The 18,374-nt window shown below is 68.8% G+C and carries 19 protein-coding genes; 2 read left to right on the top strand and 17 right to left on the bottom strand.

Going from position 1 to position 18,374, the window contains the following annotated elements:
* Window positions 1–7: 7 nt before the first annotated feature.
* The 12 genes from fliP to fliE all read right to left on the bottom strand — a co-directional run bounded on the left by fliP (window position 8) and on the right by fliE (window position 10,166).
* Window positions 8–802: a flagellar type III secretion system pore protein FliP gene (gene fliP / locus PE061_RS11160; RefSeq protein WP_271255361.1), complete on the bottom strand. Its 795-nt coding sequence runs from the start codon at window positions 800–802 to the stop codon at window positions 8–10.
* Window positions 792–1,100: a flagellar biosynthetic protein FliO gene (locus tag PE061_RS11155; protein ID WP_271255360.1), complete on the bottom strand. Its 309-nt coding sequence runs from the start codon at window positions 1,098–1,100 to the stop codon at window positions 792–794. Before PE061_RS11155 ends, fliP begins: the two co-directional genes overlap by 11 nt.
* A 29-nt stretch (window positions 1,101–1,129) precedes the next feature.
* Complete coding sequence (gene fliN / locus PE061_RS11150; RefSeq protein ID WP_271255359.1) at window positions 1,130–1,450, bottom strand: flagellar motor switch protein FliN; 321 nt, start codon at window positions 1,448–1,450, stop codon at window positions 1,130–1,132.
* 18 nt (window positions 1,451–1,468) lie between these two features.
* The gene (gene fliM, locus PE061_RS11145) at window positions 1,469–2,458 is read right to left on the bottom strand and encodes a flagellar motor switch protein FliM (protein ID WP_271255358.1); all 990 of its coding nucleotides are present in this window, start codon (window positions 2,456–2,458) and stop codon (window positions 1,469–1,471) included.
* Between the two features lie 7 nt (window positions 2,459–2,465).
* On the bottom strand, window positions 2,466–3,020 hold the full coding sequence (locus PE061_RS11140; protein ID WP_271255357.1) for a flagellar basal body-associated FliL family protein: 555 nt from the start codon (window positions 3,018–3,020) through the stop codon (window positions 2,466–2,468).
* Between the two features lie 11 nt (window positions 3,021–3,031).
* Window positions 3,032–4,525, bottom strand: a complete 1,494-nt coding sequence (locus tag PE061_RS11135; protein WP_271255356.1) for a flagellar hook-length control protein FliK — start codon at window positions 4,523–4,525, stop codon at window positions 3,032–3,034.
* A gap of 75 nt (window positions 4,526–4,600) precedes the next feature.
* Window positions 4,601–5,014: a hypothetical protein gene (locus tag PE061_RS11130; protein WP_271255355.1), complete on the bottom strand. Its 414-nt coding sequence runs from the start codon at window positions 5,012–5,014 to the stop codon at window positions 4,601–4,603.
* Window position 5,015: 1 nt separating this feature from the next.
* Window positions 5,016–6,335, bottom strand: coding sequence for a FliI/YscN family ATPase (locus PE061_RS11125; RefSeq protein WP_271259177.1), 1,320 nt, complete (start codon window positions 6,333–6,335; stop codon window positions 5,016–5,018).
* A 17-nt stretch (window positions 6,336–6,352) separates the two neighbouring features.
* The gene (locus PE061_RS11120; protein WP_271255354.1) at window positions 6,353–7,048 is read right to left on the bottom strand and encodes a FliH/SctL family protein; all 696 of its coding nucleotides are present in this window, start codon (window positions 7,046–7,048) and stop codon (window positions 6,353–6,355) included.
* Window positions 7,041–8,060 (bottom strand): flagellar motor switch protein FliG, encoded by a 1,020-nt coding sequence (gene fliG, locus PE061_RS11115; RefSeq protein ID WP_271255353.1) that lies wholly within the window; start codon window positions 8,058–8,060, stop codon window positions 7,041–7,043. The genes PE061_RS11120 and fliG overlap by 8 nt, the downstream gene beginning before the upstream one ends.
* The gene (fliF, locus tag PE061_RS11110; RefSeq protein ID WP_271255352.1) at window positions 8,053–9,795 is read right to left on the bottom strand and encodes a flagellar basal-body MS-ring/collar protein FliF; all 1,743 of its coding nucleotides are present in this window, start codon (window positions 9,793–9,795) and stop codon (window positions 8,053–8,055) included. The genes fliG and fliF overlap by 8 nt, the downstream gene beginning before the upstream one ends.
* Window positions 9,796–9,848: 53 nt before the next feature.
* Window positions 9,849–10,166 (bottom strand): flagellar hook-basal body complex protein FliE, encoded by a 318-nt coding sequence (gene fliE, locus PE061_RS11105; protein ID WP_271255351.1) that lies wholly within the window; start codon window positions 10,164–10,166, stop codon window positions 9,849–9,851.
* 239 nt (window positions 10,167–10,405) lie between these two features.
* Here fliE and PE061_RS11100 point away from each other — a divergent pair, with 239 nt between their 5' ends.
* A complete protein-coding gene (locus PE061_RS11100; protein ID WP_271255350.1) occupies window positions 10,406–12,037 on the top strand; it encodes a flagellin in 1,632 nt (543 codons plus the stop codon).
* Window positions 12,038–12,131: 94 nt separating this feature from the next.
* Window positions 12,132–12,881 carry a hypothetical protein gene (locus PE061_RS11095; RefSeq protein ID WP_271255349.1) on the top strand — a complete coding sequence of 250 codons (750 nt, stop codon included), beginning with the start codon at window positions 12,132–12,134 and terminating at the stop codon, window positions 12,879–12,881.
* 13 nt (window positions 12,882–12,894) lie between these two features.
* On the opposite strand, the gene PE061_RS11090 is transcribed toward PE061_RS11095, so the two are convergent.
* From PE061_RS11090 to flhA, 5 genes are all read right to left on the bottom strand, one after another.
* Window positions 12,895–13,566, bottom strand: coding sequence for a hypothetical protein (locus tag PE061_RS11090; protein WP_271255348.1), 672 nt, complete (start codon window positions 13,564–13,566; stop codon window positions 12,895–12,897).
* Between the two features lie 100 nt (window positions 13,567–13,666).
* Window positions 13,667–14,404, bottom strand: a complete 738-nt coding sequence (locus tag PE061_RS11085; protein ID WP_271255347.1) for a sigma-70 family RNA polymerase sigma factor — start codon at window positions 14,402–14,404, stop codon at window positions 13,667–13,669.
* Window positions 14,388–15,233, bottom strand: coding sequence for a P-loop NTPase (locus PE061_RS11080; RefSeq protein ID WP_271255346.1), 846 nt, complete (start codon window positions 15,231–15,233; stop codon window positions 14,388–14,390). Before PE061_RS11080 ends, PE061_RS11085 begins: the two co-directional genes overlap by 17 nt.
* A gap of 41 nt (window positions 15,234–15,274) precedes the next feature.
* Complete coding sequence (locus PE061_RS11075) at window positions 15,275–16,249, bottom strand: hypothetical protein (RefSeq protein ID WP_271255345.1); 975 nt, start codon at window positions 16,247–16,249, stop codon at window positions 15,275–15,277.
* Between the two features lie 9 nt (window positions 16,250–16,258).
* Window positions 16,259–18,334 carry a flagellar biosynthesis protein FlhA gene (gene flhA, locus PE061_RS11070; RefSeq protein ID WP_271259176.1) on the bottom strand — a complete coding sequence of 692 codons (2,076 nt, stop codon included), beginning with the start codon at window positions 18,332–18,334 and terminating at the stop codon, window positions 16,259–16,261.
* Window positions 18,335–18,374 lie beyond the last annotated feature (40 nt).

Raw genomic sequence — 18,374 nt, 5'->3', positions numbered from 1 at the left:
CCTCCCCTCAGGTCGCCGTGAAGAAGCTGCCGGCGAGCGAGCCCATGGTGAGCGCCCAGCCGTCGACGAGAACGAACAGCAGCAGCTTGAAGGGAAGCGAGATCAGCGTCGGCGACAGCATCATCATGCCGAGCGACATGAGCACGGCGGCGACGACGAGGTCGATGACGAGGAACGGCAGGAAGATGAGGAAGCCGATCTGGAACGCCGTCTTCAGCTCGCTGGTGACGAACGCGGGAAGCAGCACGGAGAACGGCACATCCTCCGCGTTCTCGTAGGCGCCGTCCTTCTTGAGGTTCGCGAACAGGATGATGTCCTTCTGCCGCGTCTGCCCCATCATGAAGCGGTGCAGCACCGTGCCGCCCTTCTCCACCGCCGTGTCGATCGGCATGGCGTTCGCGGCGTAGGGCTTGAAGGCGACATCGTTGATCTCGCTGATCGCCGGGCTCATCACGAAGAAGGTGAGGAACAGCGACAGGCCGATCAGCACCTGGTTGGGCGGCGTCTGCGCGAGGCCGAGCGCCTGCCGGAGGATCGAGAGCACGATGATGATGCGCGTGAACGCCGTCATCATCAGGATCACCGCCGGCAGCACCGACAGCAATGTCATCAGGACGAGGACCTGAAGCGACAGCGACAGCGGCTGGCGCGCGCCCGGCGCGGCAGAGCCGCTCAGCGCATCGGCGGCGAACTGGACGGGAGACGGCCCCTGCGGCGCAGTCTGCGCGAGCGCGGGCGCGGCGAACAGGAGCAGCACGGCGACGAGGAACGGGGCGAAGCGCATCAGGCGATCAGCGCGCATCGTCTTCATCCTCGATGGTGAAGCTGATCGCGGGCACCTCGCTGAGAAGGTTCGCGCCCTGCTTCGTCACCGCGAGCAGCAACCTTTTGCCTTCGAAATCGACGACGGCGAGCTTCACCGCCGGGGTCAGGAACACGGTCTCGGAAAGCCGGGCGGCGGAGCGGGTAGCGGCGCGGGACTTGAGGCCGGACCCGATGCCGCCGAGGTTATAGCGTTTCGCGAGCCAGAGCCCCGCGACGATCATTCCGCACACCAGCGGCAGCATGATCGTCAGCCGCAACACGTAGTCCCCGATCAAGGTTCATCCCCCGTCAAAATCTTGACGCGTCAGATGTCCTTGACGCGTTCTCCCGGTGCCACGATGTCGGTAATCCGCACGCCGAAGCGTCCGCCGACCGTCACCACCTCGCCCCTCGCAAAGAGTGTGCCATTTGCGAACAGGTCGAGCGGCGCGCCCGCCGGGCGGTCCAGCTCGACGACGCTGCCCTCGTTGAGGTTGAGGAGATCGCGGATCTTCACCTGGCTGGTGCCGACCTCGACCGAGAGGCGGACGTCGATCTCCTGAAGCAGGCGGAGGTTCGCCGATCCGGGCTTCCACGGATCGTCGGCCTTCGGGGTTTCGGGGCTCGCGGTTTCGGTCTCGCTCATGTGAGGCTCCTTGGGAAACTATCGGTTGGTGCTGGCGCGGGGACGCGCGATGGAACGGATCTTGAGCGCGGCGTTGCCGTTGGCCTCGCCTGGCGCACCGATCCCGAACGTGGTTTTCTCGACGAGCATGTGCAGCTCCTCGGGTACGTGGATGGGCACCACGTCGCCGACCTTCAGCGCCATGATGGCGCTCAGCGACAGCGTCGGCTCGGCAAGGATGGAGCGCACCGGCAGCTCCACGTCGAGCAGCGCCGACTTCAGGCGGTCCTTCCAGCCGGGATCGGTCTCGCTCTGTTCGGTGATGACGCGCAGGCGCAGCAGCGGCATCAGCGGCTTCAGCGCGTTCAGCGGATAGACGACGTCGACCGCCGAGGTGCCGCCGCGCGGCAGGTGCACGAGGAAGCGCGTGACGACCACCATGTCGGCGCTTTCGAGGAACGAGAGGAACTGCGGGTGGCTCTCGCTCGAAATGCGGCTGAACTGGAGGTGGAAGATGTCCGCCCACGCCGCGTCGAGCTGCGCGAACAGGCGGCCGAGCAGCGATTGCAGCACGCGGTCCTCGGCGGCGGTGAACTCGTTCGCGCGGATCGTCGGCGGCTCGCCCCTGCCGCCGTAGTAAGCGTCGACGATCGCGCCGATCAGGTCCGGCTTCATCACCACGAGGCCGTGGCCGCGCAGCGGCTCCATGCGGACGATGGTGAGGCTGAGGAAATCCTCGAAACCTTCCGCGTAGCTGCCGAAGGATTCGAGCGAGGTGAGCCCGCAATCCACCTTGGGCGCGATGCGCAGCATCGGCTGGAACACCTGCCGCATCCCGCGCGCGAGGCGTTCGTTCAGCAGGTGCAGCGCATGGAGATCGCCGAACTCGCGTTCGTCGCCGCTGTCGAAGCTCCACGGCGCGATCACGCCGTCGGGCATCACGCCCGCGCCGGACGCGATGCTGCCGTCGGCGATGCCCGCCTGCAGCGCTTCGATCTCTTCCTTGCTGAGATTGAGTTCGGAACTCATGGGAATCCTACTGGATGACGAAGCTGGTGAAATAGACCTGGGAAATGCCGCCGAAGCCGACCTTGTCCTGAAGCGTCTTGTTGATCGCGGCGCGCAGGCGGCGTTGCAGCTCCTCCTTGCCCGCGACCGTGGCGACGCGGTCCGCGGACTGTTCGCCGAGCACGCCGAGCACGGCGCTGCGGATCGCCGGTTCGTTCTTCTCGACCGCGTCGACCACGCGCTTGTCGTAGTTCGTCGCGACGCCGATCCCGACCTGGATGTAGCGGTTGGGATCGGTGAGGTTCGCGGTGAACTCTCGCTTCATCTCGAAATAGGTCGTCTCGTAATGGCCGTCGCCGTCGGCATCGGTCTGCGTCGGCGTTTCCCCGGCGCCCTTGCGCTCCACGAGCTTCGGCTTGTTCTTGTCCACCTTGGGCCCGTGGCCGCCGCCGATGAGTCCGCTCGTCGTGGCGTACCAGCCGCCCGCCGCGCCGCCGCCCAGCAGGACGAGGGCACCGACGACGGGAACGAGCAGGCCGGCGAGCTTGCCTTTCTTCTTGGGAGGTGCGGGAGTGTCGCTCATTTCGATCTTTCCTAGGCAAATCGCTCGATGGCGGTCTGGCGAACAATGGCACGAACGGTTTCGGCCTGCGATGCCGCGCTGCGCGGGCGCGCCCCGAGCGGCTGCCCGAACGGCGTCTCGCGCGGCGACTCGCCGCGATCCTGACGGCCGCCGCCGACATCGACGGAGGCTTCCTCGAGGCGGACGCCCCGGCTTTCCATCATCGACTGGAGACGCGGCGCGGCGTCGGCGATGAAGCCCTGCGCGGCGGCGGTCTCCACCGTGAAATGCACCTTGGCCTGGCTGCCGTTCGTTTCGAGGCGGATGAAGAGATCGCCAAGCTCGCGCGGTTTCAGATGCAGCCGCGCCTCGCGGCGGTCGCCGCTCACCAGCGTCTCGACATCGGCGGCGAGCCGGTCGACCCATTCGTCCTCGACGGCGTTGCCGACGAACAGGTCGTCGAGCAGCGCCTCGGTCTCAACGGCCTGACCCTGCGCCGCGTGGGCGGCTTGCGGCCCGCGCGCGGCGGGCGCAGCGTCGTGGATCGCGGCGAGCACGGCCTGCGCCGTCTGCGATGCCGCGGCCTCGCGCGGCGGCGCAGGAATAGTCGCCGTTTCGGGGTCGGCACGATCGCGCAGGAACGCGCGCAGCGCCGGATCGGCCTCGTCGGCCGTCTCGACGGCGGCGCGCAGGTCGTCCCCGCGCGCGGCCGGAGGCGTCGGCAGCACCGTGCGCTGCATCGCGGGCGCGGCGGCAACCGCTACCCCGGCTGTGCTCCCCGGCGGTGTGGCGGTATCGGCCGCAGCATCGACAACGGCTTGCGGCAAGGGCGGCGCCCCCGCGCGTCCGGCGGGCGCACCCTGCGCATCGGCAAGCCCCGGGTCAGGAGTCCCGTGGCCGGAAGCCGCCCGGGGCCGGCCGGCAACCGCGACCGGCGCGGCCTCCGGCTCGCCCGGAGCAACGGCTGCTGCCTCGGCAGAGGTCACCGGGGCCGTGGGAGGCACGGGCAGTTGCACGGTCTGGACAAGCGCCGGTACAATCACATCGGCATTCTCTTCACTGTCGGCGACAGCGGAAACGGGCGTTTCGGCGTCGGCATCGCCGGACGCATCCCCCTCGCCGTTCACGATCGTCGCCGGAACCGGCGTTTCCGTATCCGCAGGGGCCAGATGCCGCGCCGCCACCGCCGCGAAACGCGCGCCGGACGCCTTCGGTTCGGACGCGGACGGCTGCGGCGCGGGCATCGCGGGAAGCGGGAGGTCGAAGGCCATATCCACATCGCTTTCGGCAGTTTCGCTCGCGTCGGCACCCGGCACGACGAGGGGCTGCGCTCCCTCCGCCGTCGGGTTTCCGTCACCGGCCGACGGCAGCCCGACAGCGACGCCCTTGGCATGCGGCGCGGCCTTCAGGGCCATGATCGTCAGGAAATCGGGCACGGATGCCGGAATTCCGGGGCGAACGGCCGCCTGCACCGACAATTCGGGCATCGTCAGCATCTCACCAAGACCAGTCGCGTTGACGGACATTTGACCCCCGTTACTCTCTCGGGCGAACACTCAGCAATAAGCGTGCCATTTTGGGGCGGGTCGGTGCGAAGGCCTTCAGGCGCGCGTGACGCGCCGCGGCGGGGCGGCGCGTTCCAGCCGCTGTTCGGCCTCGCGGGCCTCGGCGGCGCCGGCGCGGTCCGCGAGTTCCTCGGCGGCGCGCTTGCGGCGGTGCGCGCCGAGCGTCACCTGCCGGGCATCCTCCAGCCGCACCTCGGCGCGCGCCGCGCGGTCGAGCGTCGCGGCGAGCGCCTTGCCGAGCCGGTCGTACTGGTGCGCCATCGACTTCAGCGCGAAGGCGGCCGCGTCGTCGGCAACGGGCGTGTAGGAATGGCGCAGCGCCTCGATGCGGTTGTGCATCTGGCGGAGCTGGTCGAGATCGGCCGCGGCCTTCGCCTCGTCGGCGAGCGCGCGCTGCTTCTGAAGGCCGCGAATGCGCGCGACACGCGCCAGCCGCTCCGCCTTCGCCATCTCAGTGCTCGCCGAACTGCGCGGTCAACTCCGCGACCGACGCGGCGAGATCGACCGGGGCATCCTCGGCCTGCATGATGTAGGCGGTGACGTTCGCCTGCGCGGCGATGGCGGCGTCGAGCGCCGGGTCGCTGCCGCGGCTGTAGGCGCCCATCAAGACGAGGTCGCGGTTCTCCTCGTAGAGCGAGAACAGGCGCTTCAGCATCTGCGCGGCGCGGATGTGCGGGCGCTCGGCGACATCGCTCATCACGCGGCTGATCGAGGCGGCGATGTCCACCGCCGGATAGACGCCGCGCTCCGCCTGCTTGCGGGAGAGCACGATATGCCCGTCGAGGATCGCGCGCGCGGTGTCAACGACGGGATCGCCCACCGTGTCGTCGCCGTCGGCGAGCACGGTGTAGAAGGCGGTGATCGAGCCGCCCGACGTCGCGTCGTTGCCCGCGCGCTCGATGAGGTTCGGCAGCAGCGAGATGACGGACGGCGGATAGCCCTTCGCGGTCGGCTGCTCGCCGAGCGCGAGGCCGATCTCGCGCTGCGCGTGCGCGACGCGCGTGAGGCTGTCGATGATGAGCAGGACGTTCTTGCCCTGCCCGCGGTAGTATTCGGCGATCGCCGTGGCGCGGTGCGCGGCGCGGATGCGCATGATCGGCGAATGGTTCGCGGGAACGGCGACGACGACGGAGCGCTGGCGCGCGGGGCCGTGCAGCTTGGTCGCAAGGAAATCGGTGACCTCGCGGCTGCGCTCGCCGATCAGCCCGACGACGACGACATCCGCTTTCGAATAGCGCGTCATCATGCCGAGCAGCACCGACTTGCCGACGCCCGAGCCCGCGATGATGCCGACGCGCTGGCCGCGCCCGAAGGTGAAAAGGCCGTTGAGCGCACGCACGCCGACATCGAAGGCTTCCGTCACGCGGGCGCGCTCCAGCGGGTTCTGGAGCCTGCCGACGAGCGGCCAGTCCCGCTCCGTCTCGATCGGGCCGAGCCCGTCGAGCGGCAGGCCCGAGCCGTCGATGACGCGGCCGAGCAGGCCGTCGCCGACCTCGACGCGCGACTGGTTGCTTTGCGGGTACACGCGCGCATCGGGCAGCACGTCGGCGCGCTGGCCGAGCGACATCAGGATGCAGCGGCCGTTCCGGAATCCGATGACCTCGGCCTCGGCCGCCTCGTCGCTGGCCGTCTCGATGCGGCAGACGGTGCCGACCGGCGCGGACAGGCCCGAGGCTTCGAGCAGCAGGCCGTCGTAGCTGGTGAGCCGCCCGATCTGGAGCGGCGCCGTGTCGATCGGCGTCCTGCCGATGCCGCCGAGCAGGCCCGCTATGTCCTCGGTCGCGGTGTTCACGCGGCGATGCCGGCGGCGCGCAGCGCCTGTTCGAGCTTGGCGATGCGGGGACGGACGCCGTCCTCCACCTCGCCGCCCCCGGCCTCCAACCTCACGCTGCCGCGTTGCAATTCGGGATCGGCGGCAAGCGTGAGGTTCGTGTAGTCCTTGAGGCTGCCGTCGTCGATGACGGCAAGATCGTCCGGATGCAGGAACAGCCGGGCCGCCTCGCTGGTTTCCTTCAGCGTATCGAGCGCGCGCGTGATGCAGCCGTTGACGAATGCGGGCTCGACGGCGACGTGCGCGCCGACGATGCGCTCGACGAGATCGAGCACGGCGCGGCGCAGCTTCGGCCCCAGCGCCGCCTTGTCGATGGCGCGCGCCTCGTCGAGGCTGCGCAGCAGCGCGCGGCATTCCGTGCGGGCGCGTTCCGCCTCGGCGCGCACCTCGGTGCGTCCGGCCTCGAGGCCCGCGGCGTGCCCCTGCGCTTCCGCCTCGGCGAGCGCGGCGGCAAGCTCGGCCTCCGTCGTTTCGATGGTTTCAACCTGAATTGTGCCGCGCGTGAATTCCGACGAGGGGTGAGCGAAATCCACGCGCGGCACGAAGTCGCCCGCTGGGCGCGGCGCGAACATCGGGGTAAAATCGCCGCGGCCGGTCGCGAACAGATCGGCAAGCGCGACGGGACGGGGGTCTGCACCGAGAACACTAGACATAGTCGTCTCCCGAACCGCCGAGCATGATCGCACCGCTTTCGCCGAGCTGGCGCACGATCGCAAGGATGCGCTTCTGCGCGTCCTGCACCTCGCTCACCTTCATCGGGCCGCGCGTTTCGATCTCGTCCTGCACGCTCTGCGCGGCGCGCTGCGACATGGCGGCGAACATCTTGGTGCGCATCCGCTCGTCCGAGCCCTTGAGCGCGGCGACGAGCAGCGTGTTGTCCACGGAGCGGAGCAGCGTCTGCATACTGCGGTCGTCGAGCGCGAGCAGGTTCTCGAACACGAACATCTGGTCCTGGATGCTCTGGCCGATATTCTCGTTGAGCGTGCTGAGCTGCTCGATGATGCGGCGGTCGGCGCCGCCGCGCACGTAGTTCATGATGCGCGCCGCGGTCGTCGTGCCGCCCGCGGTCGCGGAGCGCACGGCGGCGTTCGTCTTGATCTGCTTCTGCATGACGCGCTCGAGTTCGGCGAGCGCATCGGGCTGGATGGAATCGAGCGTCGCGACGCGCAGCATCATGTCGGGCTGCATCTCCTCGGGAAGCAGTTGCAGCACCTCGGCGGCAAGCCCCGGCTCCAGATGGCAGAGCACGGCGGCGATCACCTGCGGATGCTCGGATGCAATCGTCGCGGCGATCGAGCGGGCGTCCATCCAGTCGAGGATCTCGATGCCCTTCTGCGGCGACGAGGAGCTCATGCGGCCGAGCACGCTGCCCGCCTTCTCCTCGCCGAGCGCCTTCACGAACACGTTCTTCACGTAGGGCCCGGTGCCGAGGCCGAGGCTGGTCTGCTCGCGCGCGGCAAGGATGAACTCGTCGAGGACGACGTTCACCGTGTCCTGATCGACATCCGCCACCGAATACATCGCCTGGCCGAGGTTCTGCACCTCGCGCGGGCCCATGTGCTTCAGGAGATCGGCCGCCTCGTCCTCACCCAGCAGCAGCATCAATATGGCGCTCTTCTGGGTGCCCGACAGATGTCGCGGCGCAAGGGCGAGTTCCTCACTCATGGGCGGCTCCCTGTGTTGCGGTTTCGGACCGGATCAGCTGGCGGACGACGTTGGAGGCGCGGGCCGTGTCCTCGGCGACGAACATGCGGACCACGGCGACCTTGTCGTCATAGCTGTTCGCCATCGTCAGCACCTCGGGCGGCAGGCCGCTGCGCGGCTTCAGGCGCGCCTTCAGCGCCTCCATCGTCTGCAGGTCGCCGCCGTCGAGAACGATCGGGCGCGGCGCGCCGGGAATGCCCGGCATGGGCGCGGCATCGGCGGCGGCGAGCGCCTTCTTCAGGAAGGGCCGCAGCACGGCGAAGAACACCACGATGAAGATGAGGAACGCGGCGACGATCTTCAGCACGTCGCCGATCCACGCGTTGCTCTGGAAATCGAACTGATACCACGCCTGCGTTTCCGCCGCCGCCTCGGCGAACGGCCGCGACGTGACGGCGACGATGTCGCCCCGCTCCGCGTTGAAACCGATGCTGCTTTGCACGAGCTTCTCGATGGTCTTGGTCTCCGCTTCGGTCATGGCCTTGCCGGTTTCGCGCAGCACGACCGCCGCCGAAACGCGCCGGACCTCGCCGACGGGCGCCTTCGTAACCGAGACCTGCTTTCCAATCTCGTAATTGCGCGTGTAGCTCTCGCTGCGCGGGCCGGCCGGCGGCGCGGCGGGGGCGGTATTGGAGTCCGCGTTCGCGTTCTGCGCCTGCACCTGTTCGGGCGTGGCGACCGTGGCCGCAGGCGGCGCGACGTTGGAGAGCGCGCCGGGAATGCCGCGCGGGGCGAGTTCGCCGCCGCTCGACTGCGAGGCGCCCTGCTCGCTGCGGATGACGGCGTTGTCCTTGTCCCACGCCTCGTTCGTCTGCTGGGTCTCGGTGAAATCGAGGTCGAGATGCACCTCGGCGGTGAAGTTGTCGGGCCCGAGGATCGGCGTCAGCAGCGCGAGCAGCCGCTCGCGGTACATGCTTTCCATCTTGGACTGGAAGGCGATGCGGCGGCGGCTTTCGCCGAACTCGTCGCCGGCGGCGTCGGGCGTCAGGAGCGTGCCCATCTGGTCGACCACCGAAACGCGGTCCGCCGGGAGGCCCGGCACCGAGGAGGCGACGAGATTGACGATGGAGCGTACCTGCGCCTCGCCGAGCGCGCGGCCCGGCGCCAGCTTCACGAACACGGAGGCCGTCGGCTGCGCCTGATCGCGCACGAACACGGACTGTTCGGGAAGCGCGAGGTGGACGCGCGCGGATTCGACCGCGGCGATCTCCGCGACGCTGCGCGCGAGCTCGCTTTCCTGGCTCTGCTTGAGACGGGCCTGCTCGATGGCGCGGCTGGTGCCGAGCGGCATGTCGTCGAGCAGCGCATAGCCCTCGGGCGCCGCCTTCGGCAGCCCCTGCCCCGCGAGCAGCATCCGCGCGCGGTGATAGTCGGAGGCGGGAACCTGCACGCTGCCGGTCATGGTGTCGATGCCGGGCGAGATGCCCGCCGACCGCAGCGCATCGACCACGGCGGCCTTGTCTCCCTCGGGAAGCCCCGGGAACAGCGTCCGCATCTCGGGCGTGCGCGTGAGGATATAGGCGATGGCGACGGCGGCGATCACCAGCGTGCCGATCACCATCGGCAGGCTGCGGCGCACCGCGGGCTGCGCGAGCATCGCCTTGAGCTGCGCCTGAAAGCGGCCGAAGCCCGGACCACCGAACGGTGCGGCGGGCGGCGGCGCGGATACGGCTGGCGATGAAGCGGCGTCACTCATGAATGGGGCTCGTCAATCTCTTGCAGAAGTTTGGACGGGGTCAGCAGGCGGGATCAGACGGGCATGTTCATGATGTCCTTGTAGGCGGTCAGCAGGCGGTTTCTCACTTGCAGCGTCGCCTCGAAGCCGATCGACGCCTTCTGGCGCTGCAGCATCACGGCGGCGATGTCCGTCGTCTCGCCGCGCTCGTAGGCGGCGGAGGCTTCGGCGGCGCGCGTCTGCTGCGTGTTCACGGCCTGCATCGCGCCCTGCATCACGGCGCCGAAATCGGGTTTCGCCGCCGTTTGCGGTGCCGCGGCGCGGGAAAGCACGTCGTTCCGCTCCAGGATCTGGGAGCGGATCGCGAGCAGGCCTTTTGCGTCAATCGTCATAGCCGGCATCGCAATGCAACCGCCGTGCCAATCGCGGAAAACAGGGGCATCGCGGCGCACCCGTCGAAATCCGGACGCGTGCCGAGCGGGGCGACGTCGGAAATCCGACGGAAAAACGGAGGCCGGATTTTCGCGATTAAACTTTGCCGCGGGCCGGTCGTCAAAAGGGGTACGGCAGACGCTACGCCAGTCACGGCGCAGGACCGAGCCGGCTTTAAGAGCGGGAAAGAGAGAGAGCCATGACTGTTATCAATACGAATATCTCAGCCCTTCGCGCCCAGAGCGGCGGCGCCGCCGCCAGATCCGCGCTGTCGAAGGCCATGGAGCGCCTGTCCACGGGCAAGCGCATCAACTCCGCGAAGGACGACGCCGCCGGCCTCGCCATTTCGCAGCGCATGACCGCGAACATCCGCGGCATGGCCGTCGCCATCCGCAACGCCAACGACGGTATCTCGATGGCGCAGACGGCGGAAGGCGCGCTCGGCGAAGTCACCAATATCCTGCAGCGCATCCGCGAGTTGACCGTGCAGTCGGCGAACGGCACGTTCAGCACGGCCGACCGTTCGAGCCTGCAGGCGGAAACCAACCAGCTGCTCGCCGAAGTCAACAACATCGCGAAGACGGCGAACTTCAACGGCCTCAAGCTGCTCGACGGCTCGGTCAAGGATCTGAAGCTGCAAACCGGCGTGAACGCCGGCGACACCGTCGGCATCTCGATGGTGAACGTGTCGTCGAACGCCCTCGGCCTCACCAGCGGCGGCGCGCCGGGCCAGATCACGACGGGCCGCGTCGGCGCCGTCTCCGGCCTCGCCGTCGGCGACGTGACGTTCAACGGCGTCAATGCGCTCGGCAGCGTGCCGACCGCCGACACCGCCGAAGCGCTTGCCGCCGCGATCAACGAGAACAGCGACAAGCACGGCGTCAAGGCGACTGCCTCCAACAACGTCACCAGCGCCAAGATCACAGCCGAGACCTTTGCGGTCGGCGACATCACCATCGGCGGCGTCGCCGTGGGTGCGGCCGCCAGCGTCGAGGAACTGGTCGCCAACATCAACCGCAACGACTTCGGCGTCACCGCGACGCTGAACGCCGACAAGACGATCACCCTGTCGAACACCACCGGCAAGGCAATCGAGGTCGGCGGCGCGCTGGGCTTCCCGGCGGGTCCCCAGCAGGGCTTCGTGAGCCTCCAGAGCATCAACGGCAGCGACATCAAGGTCGTCGGTACGAACTCGACGGCTGCGACCGCGATCGCTGACGTGCAGCTGATGGGCCTCAACGTGGCTTCGGACGGCGTGTCCTTCTCGGGCGGCGCGGTTTCGGGTGCGGCTCTGGCAGCCGACGCACTTGTCATCAACGGCGTGAAGATCGGTGCTTCGGCGACAGCTTCGGCGGCCGACAAGGCGACGGCGATCAACGCCCAGACCGGCAACACCGGCGTCAAAGCGACGGTGAGCGGCACGAGCCTCGTGCTGACCTCGGTTGACGGCAGCGGCGTCCGCGTCGAAGGCGCCGGCGCAGCGGCGATCGGCTTCGTCGAGCAGGGCGGCAGCGCCAACATGACCTCGACGCTCGACATCAGCAGCCAGGAAGCTGCGGTGGCGGCGCTCACGGTCCTCGACAAGGCGATCGACTCGATCGTGTCGAGCCGCGGCGATCTCGGTGCGCTCCAGAACCGCCTCGAATCGACCGTCAGCAACCTGTCGACGACCTCGACGAACCTCACGGAAGCCCGCTCGCGTATCGAAGACGCGGACTTCTCGGCGGAGAGCACCAACCTCGCCCGCGCGCAGGTTCTGAGCCAGGCGGCGACCGCCATGCTGGCCCAGGCGAACCAGACGCAGCAGAACGTGCTGTCGCTGCTTCGTTAAGGGTTAGCGTCGTAAAGTAGTACGGGTTCGGCCCCGGCGCTCATCCGAACGCCGGGGCCGTTTTCCTGAAGACGAGACAAGTTGGGGGTTTTCCGTGGCGACCGAAGACGACGACGAGGAGCTGACGTTCGACGCCGAGCAGCCGCAGGCGGAAAAGCCGAAAGCCGAACCGCAGCCCGAACCGGCGCCCGCCAAGACCGAAGCCGAGGCAGAGGCCCCGGCCCCGGAACCCGCGCCGACAGCGGCGCCCGATGCCGAAGCGAAGCCCGCCGAATCCGCCGCCGCCGCGCCGTCGCGCAAGCCGTCGCGTTCCGGCATGGCGATCGCCGCGTGTCTCGGCATCTGCGTGATCACCTCCACCCTTGCGGCCGTGCAGTCATGGCGCGCCGCGAGCCTCGCCGCGGCGGCCGGCGGCAGCGGTTCCACGAAGGACGTGATCGCCAAGCTGAACGCGCTCCAGACATTGATGGAGCAGCAGCGGGACGCCATCGACGAACTGGCGACGCGGCCCGGCCTCGCCGCCGCATCGGCATCGCCGCAGTCGCTCGACGGCCAGATCAATGCGCTCGCCGCGGCGGTCAAGGCCAACCAGCAGATGGCCGAGCAGCTTCCTTCAGTCGTGATGAAGCAGGTCGACGACCGCCTCGCGCGCGTAGAGACCCGCCGCGCGGCGCCCGCGCCGGGCCCCCGGCCGCAAGCCGCCCGCCCCGCCGTGCAGCGCAGCGCAGCCCCGAAGCGCGCGCCGGAGCAGACCGCCGAAGCGACGAAAGTCCTCAGCACGCCGATCGTTCCCGCGCCGGTCGAGAAGAAACGACCCGCAGGCGAAGCGATCAGCTATCCGTGAGACGCGCGGTCTTTCAATAGGGCCAGCCCTCTTCATCGGCACGCGCAATGGCTTCCAGATCCTCGTCCAGCTGTTCGACAAGGCGGCGATAATCGTCGTCGCAGTCGCGCTCGAAATCCTCTTCCGGCCAATCGTCCTCCCATGTGTCGCCGTACCCGCCGGGCTGTTCGGCAAGCAGCGCCGCCCACCGTTCGGACCGCTGACGGGAAATCTCGACGACGGCCGTCTCGATGACGCGCAGCGCCTTGTCTGCGATCGGCCCCTTGATGCCGTGCGTCTGAAACAGTTCGGGCAAGCGCGGTAGTGTGCGGAGGCGTAGCCGGTAGATCTCGGTTTCGCCATTGCCGGCCGGAAAATCCTTGACCAGCTCGTCCCGATCGAAACTTTCGAACACCCGATCGAAGATCTTCTTCAGCCATTTCTCGGTGCTTTTTGTCGTACCGAGGGCCGGGAACGACCATTGCCCCACGAAACGCCAGTCGGTGCAGTTGAGGCACGGCCGAACACGCTTCGGCCAGGGGGCGACCCCGTTCAGATAGGCGAGCCGATCGGACCAGCCCGCCGAATAGCCGATCTTGAACAGATGAAGGCGATCGTTGGCAAGCGCCCATTCGGTGAGCCTGTCGCTCATGGCCACATAGACGAAGCCGCCTTCGAAACCCTGGTCCCGCAAGCCGTTGGTCATGACGCCCGCTCCCGCCGAAAGGATCCATCGGGACTCGGGAAAGTCCCGCGACCATTCTGCCGGTATTTCGCGAACACTCAACGCGCCGCCTTGCGGCAACTTATTCCGCCCACTCCGAAAGGCCGTGGCGCATCCGGTCGAGCGCGGCCTTCTTGATCTGGCAGACGCGCGCGGCGCCGACGCCGAGCACGGCGCCGATCTCGTCGAGGTTCAGCTCCTCGACATAGTAGAGCTGGAGCACCATCGCCTCGCGCTCGGGGAGGTTCCTGATACCCTCGGCAAGCGCGCGTTCGAGGTCCTTGCGCTCCAGCGTTTCGTCCGGCGTCTCGCCCTCGTCGGCGAACCACTGCGAATGGTCGGAATAGACCTCGTCGATGTTCTCGTAGCGCACGCCCTGCGTCGCGTCGATTTCCGCCTGCAACGCCTCGCGCGTGATGCCCATGTGCGCGGCGAGCTCCGCCTGCGCGGGCGGGCGCCCGAGCGCGAGTTCCGCCTCGCGGCGCGCGTCGTTCAGCTGCTTGCGGCGCACGAGCGCGCTGCGGCACATGTTCGCCTGCCGCCGGAGCTGGTCGATCATCGCGCCGCGGATGCGCGTGGTGGCGTAGGAGGAGAAGGCGGCGGTGCCGCGCTCCTCGAAATTGCGGGCGGCCTCGAGCAGCGCGATCGTGCCGATCTGCACGAGATCGCCGATCTCGATCGCCGAACTCACGCGTCCGAACACATGCCACGCGATCTTGCGGACGAGGCCGAGATTGGCCTCGACGAGCTGCTGCGGCGTCGGCGCCGCCTGGCGCCGGCCATAGACGAGGCCTCCGGCAAGCTCAGCCCGCGCGTGCATCGCGGTCCTCTCCGAAGAAGGCGGTGTTGGGCGCCGCGAGGATGTCCGTGCGCGTGCGCTTCGCGATGTCGAGCGCGAGGCTGCTCACCGCCCGCCCGGCCGCCGACAGCGGATAGGCCTCCACGAGGCAGCGCTTGCGCATCGCGGCGCTGTGCACGTGGTTGTCGTGCGGGATCGAGCCCAGATGCTCGATGCCGATGTCGAGGAACGTGCCCGCGACCTGCTTGAAGCGCGCGAACAGCCTGCGGCCCGCGAGCGCGTTCGCCACCATGTTGGTGACGACGAGCACCTCCCGGCAGCGGCCGCGCTGCGCGAGCGCCTTCAGGAGGCCGTAGGCGTCGATGAACGAGGCGGGCTCGTCGGTGAGCACGACGACCGCGAAATCGCTCTTCTCGACGAGCCCGGTGACGTTGGGCGCGATGCCTGCGGCGGTGTCGATGACGAGATAGTCGAGCGCATCCTCGAAGACGCGGAACTCGCGGCAGAAGCCGTCGAGCACCTCGTCCTCGATCACCGCGAGGCTGGCATCGCCCGATCCGCCGCTGACGAGCCCGATCCCCGCCGGTCCCGGCTGCACGATCTCGGTGAGCGGCACGCCGTCCTTCAGGGCGTCGCGCACGGTGCGGCCCGCCGGGCGGCCGAGCATGACGCCCGCGTTCGCGAGGCCGAGGTCGGCGTCGAACAGCATCACCCGCTTGCCGGACCGCGCGAGCGCGACCGAGAGATTGACGGACACATGCGTCTTGCCGACGCCGCCCTTGCCGCTCGCCACCGCCACGACGACGGGGCGGTTGCGGAGATCCTGGCCGGTCGGCGCGAACGATGTCATGTGGGAAAAGCCTTCGGTTGGCGCACGCTGCACGGCGGCGATCATTGCAGGGTCGCCGTCGCGCCGGTGGAGAGCGCCGCCGCGACCATGCGGCAGAGGCCCGTCGCCCGCGCGGCATCGTAGCCGCCTGCGAAATCGGCCGAACGCCCGATCCCGGCGAGCGGCACTCCACTCGAAAGCAGCATGGTCAACACCGCCCCCGGCGGCAGGGTTTCACCCGCATGGGTGAGAACATAGGCATCGAAACCTTGCGAAAACATCTCCGCGATCTGGCGATGCCGGGCGAGCTGGCCGCTGAGCGGCACCGTGCAGAGCACGGTGAGCCTGCCCGCGCGTTCGAGCGAGGCGCGCAGTTCCTCCACCTCGCAGGCGGCGAGCCGGGGGTCGCTCGGCATGTCGATGAACAGGCGCTCCTTGCGCGCGAGGCGCCGCGCCGCTTCGGCGAGGCTCTCGCCGCGCGCCGGTTCGGCGACCGGAATCTTCAGCAGGGCGCCGATCACCCGAAGCTGCTCGCGCGCGCCGGGGCGGCGGTCTCCGCTGAGCAGCGTGATGCGCTCGCCGGGGCGGGAGGCGCGCGCCATCGCGGCAAGCTGCGCCAGCGTCGTCGTCTTGGCGCTGCCGCTGTCCCCCACCACGCAGACGTGCGCGAGGTCGGTGTGCGGCGGCGGCACGATCTTCACCTCGCGCTCGACGCGGATGAGGAAGCGCGACCACGCGTCGGCGAGGTCGGTTCCGGCCGCGGCCATTTCGCCGGTCAGGAACTCGGGGTCGATGCCGACCGCCCGCGCCTGCGCGATGAAGCGGACCATCGGATCGCGGCCTCTGGGCTGCGGCGCGGGCGCAGGCGTTGCCGCCTGCGGCATCCGCGGCGCCTGCCGCTCGATGCCGCCCGCGACGATCTCGACGCCGTGGCGGGTGCGGCGGGTCTCGTAAACGACGGCGTCTGGGCCGAACATCTCGGCGACGCGTTCAAGCGCGATGCGGCTGCTCGGCGCTACGATGGTCGTGGTCTGCATGACGCTACCTTAAACTCCCTGTTCGTTGCCGCGGCCGACGACGGCCACCACCTGGACCTGACGGCTGTCCGGGATCTCGTAGAAGGACAGCACCGTCACATCCGGCAGATGCTGGCGCAGGAGCTGGAACAGCGGCCTGCGCACGAGCGGCGTCGTGACGACTGCAAATGTCGTGCCATCCGACAGCAGCGGACGCGCCGCCTCGCCGAGCGCGGTGAGGATGCGCTGCGACAATGCCGGGTCGAGCGGATAGGCGCCGGTGGGATCTGCGCGTACGGAGGCGACGAGAAGCTGCTCCAGCTCGCCGTCGAGCGTGATGATCTTCAGCTGCTCGCGGATGCCGCAGAGCTTCTGGACGATGAGCCCGCCGAGCGCCGGGCGCACCAGTTCGGTCAGCTCGCCCGCGTCCTGCGTGCGATGCGCGACCGCCGACAAGGCCTCGATAATCCGCCGGAAATCGCGGACCGGCACGGCCTCGTCGAGCAGGTTCTGCAAGACCTGCGTGATCGTCTGCAACGACAGCGTCTTGGTGACGGCGCCGACGAGCTGCGGCGCGGACGTCTGCAAGGTGTCGAGCAATTTCTGCACCTCGTCCTGCCCCAGAAGCTGGCGCGACTGGCTGCTGAGGATCTGGTTGACGTGCGTCGCCATCACCGTCGACGGGTCGACGACGGTGTAGCCGTTGGCGACCGCCTGGTCCTTCTCCTCCGGCGGAATCCACAGCGCGTCGAGCCCGAACGTCGGATCCTTGACGGCGCGTCCGGAAACCGACGCGTGGACGAGGCCGGAATCGAGCGCGAGCAGCTCCTGCGGCGCCACCTCGTCCTCGCCGTAGACGACGCCCGACACGAGCACGCGGTAGGCGTGCGGCGGCAGCGCCATGTTGTCGCGCACGCGGATCATCGGGATGACGAAGCCGAGCTCGCGCGAGAGCTGCCGGCGGATGCCGGTGAGGCGGCCCATCAGCGGCGCGCCGAGCTTTTCGTCGACGAGGCCGATGAGGCCGTAGCCGATCTCGACGCTGATCTGGACGTTGTCGGTGACGTCCTCCCAGCTGATCTGCGATTCCGCGTTGGGATCGACGACCGGCGTCTCGATGACCGGGGCCGTGTCGGCGATGGTCTTGGCCCGTTTCAGGCGCCACGCGACGACACCGGCGATGGCGGCGGCGGGCAGGATGATGCCGTGCGGCATCCCCGGCACGACGCCGAGCAGCGTCAGGATCACCGCGACCGGCATCCACGCGCCCGCCGAGCCGAACTGGCTCGACACCTGCCCGGTGAGATCGAGCGGCGAGGACACGCGCGTGACGATGATCGCCGCCGCGATCGAAAGCAGCAGCGCGGGGATCTGCGCGACGAGGCCGTCGCCGATGGCGAGCAGGATGTAGTTCGACCCGGCTTCGGCGAGCGTGAGGTCGTGCTGCACCGTGCCGAGGATCAGGCCGCCGATGATGTTCACGAACAGGATGAGGATGCCCGCGATGGCGTCGCCCTTCACGAACTTGGAGGCGCCGTCCATCGAGCCGTAGAAATCCGCCTCGGTCGCGACCTCCTGACGCCGCGCCTTGGCCTCGTCGGGGCTGAGCAGGCCGGCGTTCAGGTCGGCGTCGATCGCCATCTGCTTGCCGGGCAGCGCATCGAGCGTGAAGCGCGCCGACACTTCGGAGACGCGCCCCGCGCCCTTGGTGATGACGACGAGGTTGATGATGACGAGGATCGAGAACACGAAGATGCCGACGATGTAGTCGCCGCCGACGAGGAAGTTGCCGAACGCCTCGATGACGTGGCCCGCCGCGTGCGGCCCTTCGTGGCCGTTCACCAGCACGACGCGCGTCGAGGCGACGTTGAGCGCGAGGCGGAGCAGCGTCGCGAACAGCAGCACGGTCGGGAAGGACGAGAAATCGAGCGGCTTCTGCGTGTTCAGCGCCACCATGAGCACGGCGAGCGAGATCATGATGTTGAAGATGAAGAACGTGTCGAGCATGAACGGCGGGATCGGCACCACCATCAGCACGACGAGCAGCAGGATGCCGACCGGCAGGAACGCCGCGCGGCCCGCGCCGGCCCAGATCGAGCGGTTCATCTGGAGCGTTGCGGCGGTCACGAACGGCTCCGGGCGCTGG

The sequence above is a fragment of the Sphingosinicella microcystinivorans genome (genome assembly GCF_027941835.1).
Taxonomy (GTDB): domain Bacteria; phylum Pseudomonadota; class Alphaproteobacteria; order Sphingomonadales; family Sphingomonadaceae; genus Sphingosinicella.
Note: the sequence above shows the minus strand (reverse complement) of the source record. Positions and strands in the feature narration are given on the sequence as shown.